This is a genomic window from Nostoc sp. UIC 10630, from assembly GCF_010747425.1.
Taxonomy (GTDB): domain Bacteria; phylum Cyanobacteriota; class Cyanobacteriia; order Cyanobacteriales; family Nostocaceae; genus Nostoc.
The window spans coordinates 1-5,368 of record NZ_JAAGOG010000331.1 but is presented as its reverse complement, the minus strand read 5'-3'; the positions used below and the strand labels follow the sequence as shown (position 1 = coordinate 5,368).

5 protein-coding genes are annotated in these 5,368 nt (G+C 40.6%); 2 read left to right on the top strand and 3 right to left on the bottom strand.

Going from position 1 to position 5,368, the window contains the following annotated elements; all coding sequences use genetic code 11:
* Positions 1 to 81 precede the first annotated feature (81 nt).
* A complete protein-coding gene (locus G1O98_RS36520) occupies positions 82 to 1,365 on the bottom strand; it encodes a type IV pilus twitching motility protein PilT (RefSeq protein ID WP_163939123.1) in 1,284 nt (427 codons plus the stop codon).
* 729 nt (positions 1,366 to 2,094) lie between these two features.
* Between G1O98_RS36520 and G1O98_RS36515 the strand changes: the two genes are divergently transcribed.
* The gene (locus G1O98_RS36515; protein ID WP_163939121.1) at positions 2,095 to 2,469 is read left to right on the top strand and encodes a hypothetical protein; all 375 of its coding nucleotides are present in this window, start codon (positions 2,095 to 2,097) and stop codon (positions 2,467 to 2,469) included.
* A 255-nt stretch (positions 2,470 to 2,724) separates the two neighbouring features.
* Positions 2,725 to 3,855 (top strand): UDP-N-acetylglucosamine 2-epimerase (non-hydrolyzing), encoded by a 1,131-nt coding sequence (gene wecB, locus G1O98_RS36510; protein WP_163939119.1) that lies wholly within the window; start codon positions 2,725 to 2,727, stop codon positions 3,853 to 3,855.
* Positions 3,856 to 4,058: 203 nt separating this feature from the next.
* Here wecB and G1O98_RS36505 read toward each other — a convergent pair whose 3' ends face one another.
* Complete coding sequence (locus G1O98_RS36505) at positions 4,059 to 4,730, bottom strand: peptidoglycan-binding protein (protein WP_163939117.1); 672 nt, start codon at positions 4,728 to 4,730, stop codon at positions 4,059 to 4,061.
* 304 nt (positions 4,731 to 5,034) lie between these two features.
* Positions 5,035 to 5,277 carry a response regulator gene (locus tag G1O98_RS36500; protein ID WP_345940634.1) on the bottom strand — a complete coding sequence of 81 codons (243 nt, stop codon included), beginning with the start codon at positions 5,275 to 5,277 and terminating at the stop codon, positions 5,035 to 5,037.
* Positions 5,278 to 5,368 lie beyond the last annotated feature (91 nt).

Sequence of the window (5,368 nt, the reverse complement as noted above, 5' to 3'; positions counted from 1 at the left end):
GGCAGGGGGGCAGGGGAGGTAGAGGAGAATAATTAATAACCAATGCCCAATGCCCAATTCCCCATGCCCAATGCCCAAATCTTAAACTCTACCTCGGAGAAACTGTGCCATTTCATTAGGAGTTGGTGACATTTCCAAAGCAGTTTCTTCAGTGATGCGACCCTCTTGATAGAGATTGAGCAAGGACTGATTCATCGTAATCATGCCGTCAAAACCAGCTTGTTTCATTAACTCGCCAATTTCATCATACTTACCGTCTTTGATCCATTCTTTAATAGCCTCAGTATTGATCAGCACATCGTGGAAAGCAGCTCGCTTCCCGTCAGTTGTGCGGCACAAACCTTGAGCAATTACCGCTACTAAAGACTCAGAAATTGCTACCCGCATTGCATCCTGTTCGTCACCAGAGTAGAGGTTGAGAATCCGTTCAATGGTTTTAACCGCGCTATTGGTGTGTAGGGTTCCCATGACCAAGTGACCAGTCTGAGCAGCTTTTAGGGCAGTGTTGACTGTTTCCTTATCCCGCATTTCCCCCACCAGAATCAAATCTGGATCTTCCCGCAAAGCTGCTTTCAAAGCGTTGTCAAATTTCCGGGTATGCATTCCCACTTCCCGTTGTTTGACTAAAGATTTGCGGCTTTGATGGATAAATTCGATTGGGTCTTCAATGGTAATGATATGCTTGGCCATCTCTTTATTGATGTAGTCAACCATCGCTGCCATTGTGGTGGACTTACCAGAACCAGTGGGCCCAGTTACCAAAATTAAACCTTTGTGGTGATGACAAATATCTCGAAAAACTGGGGGTAATCTCAACTGTTCCATAGTTAAGATTTTCAGAGGAATCAACCGCAACACCATTGCAGGCCCTCTAAGAGTGCCAAAAACGTTAATCCGCACGCGAGCAAAGTCATATTGAGTTGCTCCGTCAAATTCTAAGTGTTCTTCAAAGCGCTGAATTTCCGCCTCACTCATTACCTCCCGCAACCAACTCATAAAAGCTTCTTTACTTACTTCTGGATAATCCCATGATTGAATTTCTCCTCGGGTGCGGAAGCGCGGTACTTCACCGACACCTAAGTGCAAGTCAGAATATCCTTGATCGTAAGCTTCTCTGATTAACTTCTCTAAAGTGGGCCCCGCACTGCTGGTTTTAGGAAGAACTGAAGTAGGTATTGGCGGTGGACTAACCGGACGATGACCTGCAACAGGCGTGTTGGTACTCCTATCCATTGACATATCCAATGTTTGTGTCATCTGCCTCTGTGTACTAAAGGTTGGCGGAGGTGGTGGCATTGGGGGCATTGGGGGCAAGTTACGTTCGGTAACAGGGCTAGAATTTGATGGAGACTGTGATTCTGTCATATATCTTCACATTTGGCAGGTAAAAATTTGAATCAGTGAGAAGTCAAGTCACTTACTTCGATGACTTTTGGAAAATGCTTGCGTGCAAGCCCTAGTGGTGATGGGAGGCGATTGAAAATCTAGAACCACGGTCAATCCATTTCATCCACCTAAACTGGTATCTTTTTTTCCTAAGATTCCGCTACTCAGAATATTTAGAAAAATTATTTAACCTATATATAATGGTTAACACACCTAATAGCTTAGAACGCCTCAGGAAAAATCCAGAGATTACATAGTGCTTTGTGATACTTTCAAGAAAATATGAATATTCTCAGCCATTAGATGAGAAATTTATCTTGGGCATCAATACAAATTGCCAGCAATTAACAGCATAAATACTGACTATTCATTTATTCAGCCCATCTATCAATTATGAGAAACGCTATCAATTTTTATAAGAAATGTTAAGCTTGGTAGGAGCAATATCTGGGGATCAACGTTAAAAGCCCATAAGTTTTAGGTTATATACCTGAAGACAGATGCAGAAAGCAAGTTATTCTAATAGATATAAACTTGGTTTTAAATTCACAATTACAAAAAACTAACTGTAAACTTTAGTAAATAAATGCTCATTTTCCCGATTAGTTTTTATATACTGAATTTCACTGAGAAACAAATCAGTTAACTCGCCAAAAGCGAGATATCACTGAAATTAAAATTTGCTGTGTATTTTTGGGAGGAAAAGTCATGGTTTCTGCTCAAAGCTCTAATCTAGGAAAGACCTACTCCTTGTTGATGATTAAAAGCTTTTTAATATGGACTTTTACATTAGCAGTATGCTTGTTGGTTGTCGGTTTTCCATTAGTTGTCTTAATGGCTACGGTTGGATGTCTGTTATCGATCATCTTGCAATCTGTGATGCCTGTTAGTGCTGTTTTGCTCGTAGCAGGCGCTTTAATCATGTTTAATGTCATGGCAGTTGTATTTGCTGCGGGTGTGCTAACTATTAAAGGAGTTCATCCCAGTGAGGTTAAATGGTTAAGCTGGCTGCATGGAGAGGCAGACCAAATGCAGACTACTGTTTATGCTGCTTGCCCTTTAACTTGTGAGATTAAAATGTAGTCATCACAGGTGAATAAGACAAACAGTGCGTCTGCCCGGTTAAGCCGGGTTTTTTCATGCTCTCTAATAATAATGTGATTAAAATTGAATTCGATATACAGTTCATCTACCCGATTAAGCCGGGTTTTTTCATGCTTTTTATATAATTTTTCCTTTTATATTTATGATTTGTGTAATGATTGACCGTCAACTATTGACTATTGGTCATAGACCATTGACTATAACCATTGGCAAATGACAGATGACTAATGACTAATGACTAATCAAAAACGGGTTTGCATTATCTTGGGTACTCGTCCCGAAGCGATTAAACTTGCTCCAGTTATTCAGGTTTTCCAGAAGTCTTTAGCTTTTGAGTCGCAAGTAATTCTGACTGGACAACATCGGGAGATGGTTGAGCAAGTTATGCAGCTGTTCAACATTAAGGCAGATTATGACTTGGAAATTATGCAGGTTCAGCAATCTCTAAATGATATTACCTGCCGTAGTTTACAAGGGTTAGAAGCGTTATTTAAAGAGAAAAAGCCAGATTTAGTGGTGGTGCAGGGAGATACGACAACGGCTTTTGCCGCAGCTTTAGCAGCTTTTTATCAAAAAATCCCTATTGGTCATGTAGAAGCAGGTTTAAGAACTGATGATATCTTCAATCCTTACCCAGAAGAAGCTAATCGACGGTTGATTTCTCAAATTACTCAGTTGCACTTTGCGCCGACACCTTGGGCTGTGGAAAATTTGCACCGTTCTGGTGTTTTGGGTGAAATTCACATGACGGGTAATACGGTAATTGATGCGCTGTTGAATGTAGCTGCAACTCAAGCTGTTTGTAATGTACCAGGCTTAGACTGGGATTCATACCGCGTTCTGTTAGCAACAGTTCATCGACGGGAGAATTGGGGAGAACCCCTGCAAGCGATCGCAGAGGGGTTTTTACAAATCTTAGACAAGTTCCCTGATACAGCTTTGTTGCTACCATTACACCGCAATCCCACAGTACGAGTCCCGTTGCAAGAGCTTTTAGGGAATCATCCCCGAATTTTCTTGACGGAACCTCTAGATTATGGTGAACTAGTGGGAGCAATTGGGCGATCGCATCTTTTGCTCACTGACTCTGGTGGTTTGCAAGAAGAAGCCCCCAGTTTGGGAAAACCAGTACTGGTTTTGAGAGATACTACCGAAAGACCAGAGGCTGTTGTAGCCGGTACAGCCAAACTTGTAGGCACTACGAGTGAGAATATTTTTGCATCTGCGGCTGAGTTACTGAGCGATCCAGATGCTTATGAAGCAATGGCAAATGCAATTAATCCCTTTGGGGATGGTCATGCAGCAGAGCGCATTTTGCAGATTGTGCAAAATTACTTGGGTGTTTCATCCGAAATATCAACTTAGATTAAACAAAATACAAAATTTCTGTTTTTCAGGGTGTATAAAATCGGCTTTTCTTATTTGCATTCAACACAGTTTCAATGTTGTCAAGTTAGCATCTTGCCCGCTTTCAGACGGGCGAGATGTTTTGGATTTCTAAGAAAATAGGTATAACCTAGAAATGAGATTTTTCAAAAGTGGCTGGCTTATCGAATTGTCTCTAACTTTTAAATACCCAGAGCTGCTCTAGTTTCGGGCCCCACTGTACCATCTACAAGTAGACCTTTACTTGTCTGAAAGCTTCGGACTTGGTTAACAGTTTCTTGACCGTAAATTCCATCAACTCTGAGATTACCTAAAGCTGTCTGAACGTCTCTTACAAGCTGACCTCTAGAACCACGGGTAAGAATGACTGAACCGCCAACACCACCAGGTCTACTAGTCACAGGAGGGTTGTTAGGTTTATCAGCAACCCATCGGGCATAAACATATTTACCCGTAGAAAGCCGAGCAAAACCGTTTTCATACCTTTCAATCGCTGGAAGTGTTGCACCGTTAGATACACAATCAATATAAGAGTAGTTGGTGCTTGGACCTGTACGGATACGCAAACAACTGCCGTTAGTCTTTACATAAGCAGCCGAACTTATTTGAATTTGGGTAGCAGCAAAAAGTAAGACACCAACACCAGCTAAAGCTAACCAAGCTGAAGATTTAAGTAATTTTTTCCAATTGAACTTAGTTTTGCTGTTTGCAGATGCCTGTTTTTCAGCAATAACTATGTTAGAAGATTTAAGAGGTTCTTTCCCATTTAATTGAGATTTAGGGAGATTATATTTGGTGTTTCCAGATGCCTCTTCTTGAGCAACAAACATGTGAGAATAAGCAAGATATTCCATAATGCAGCCCTTTATATGAAGAAATGAGTACTCACAGAGAATTACTTTAGCCTTCTCTGTATTTATTCTTAGTATATTTTATATCTCTGTTCTTTCAAAGGTTTTTGCTGGTAGCAGAATTAAAAAAGAATAAAATTAGTCAAAAAATTCCTAAAAAAATACGATGTCTATCAAGGGCTACGCCAACACGCTGATTTAGTATAAAAATTACCAGGCGTTGGTATAATCCTCAATAGACATCGTATTTTCAAAATAATTTAAAGCTTTATTGCTTAGTGACTATCACCTTAAGCATCCAAATGTGTCAAGCGTATTCTTCGAGCATAACTAGACTAGCAACTGTAGAAGATAAATCATCTAAGTCTATCGGCTTGCATCGGTATATATCATAACCTGCTAATAATGCCCGATTCCGGTCTTCGTCGAAAGCAGATGCTGTCAGAGCAATAGCTGGAATCTTTCTCCCTCGCTTTGCCTCCAGATTTCTAACCTTCATGAGCAGTGAGCAGCCGTTTTCATCGGGTAAGTAAATATCACTAATAAAGATGTCTGGTTTAAAAACTGGACTTTGGACTAAAAGGCTAGAGAAAAGCAGTCAGCAGTAACACTGACTGCCGTAAAGTCAATGAAAGTAATCG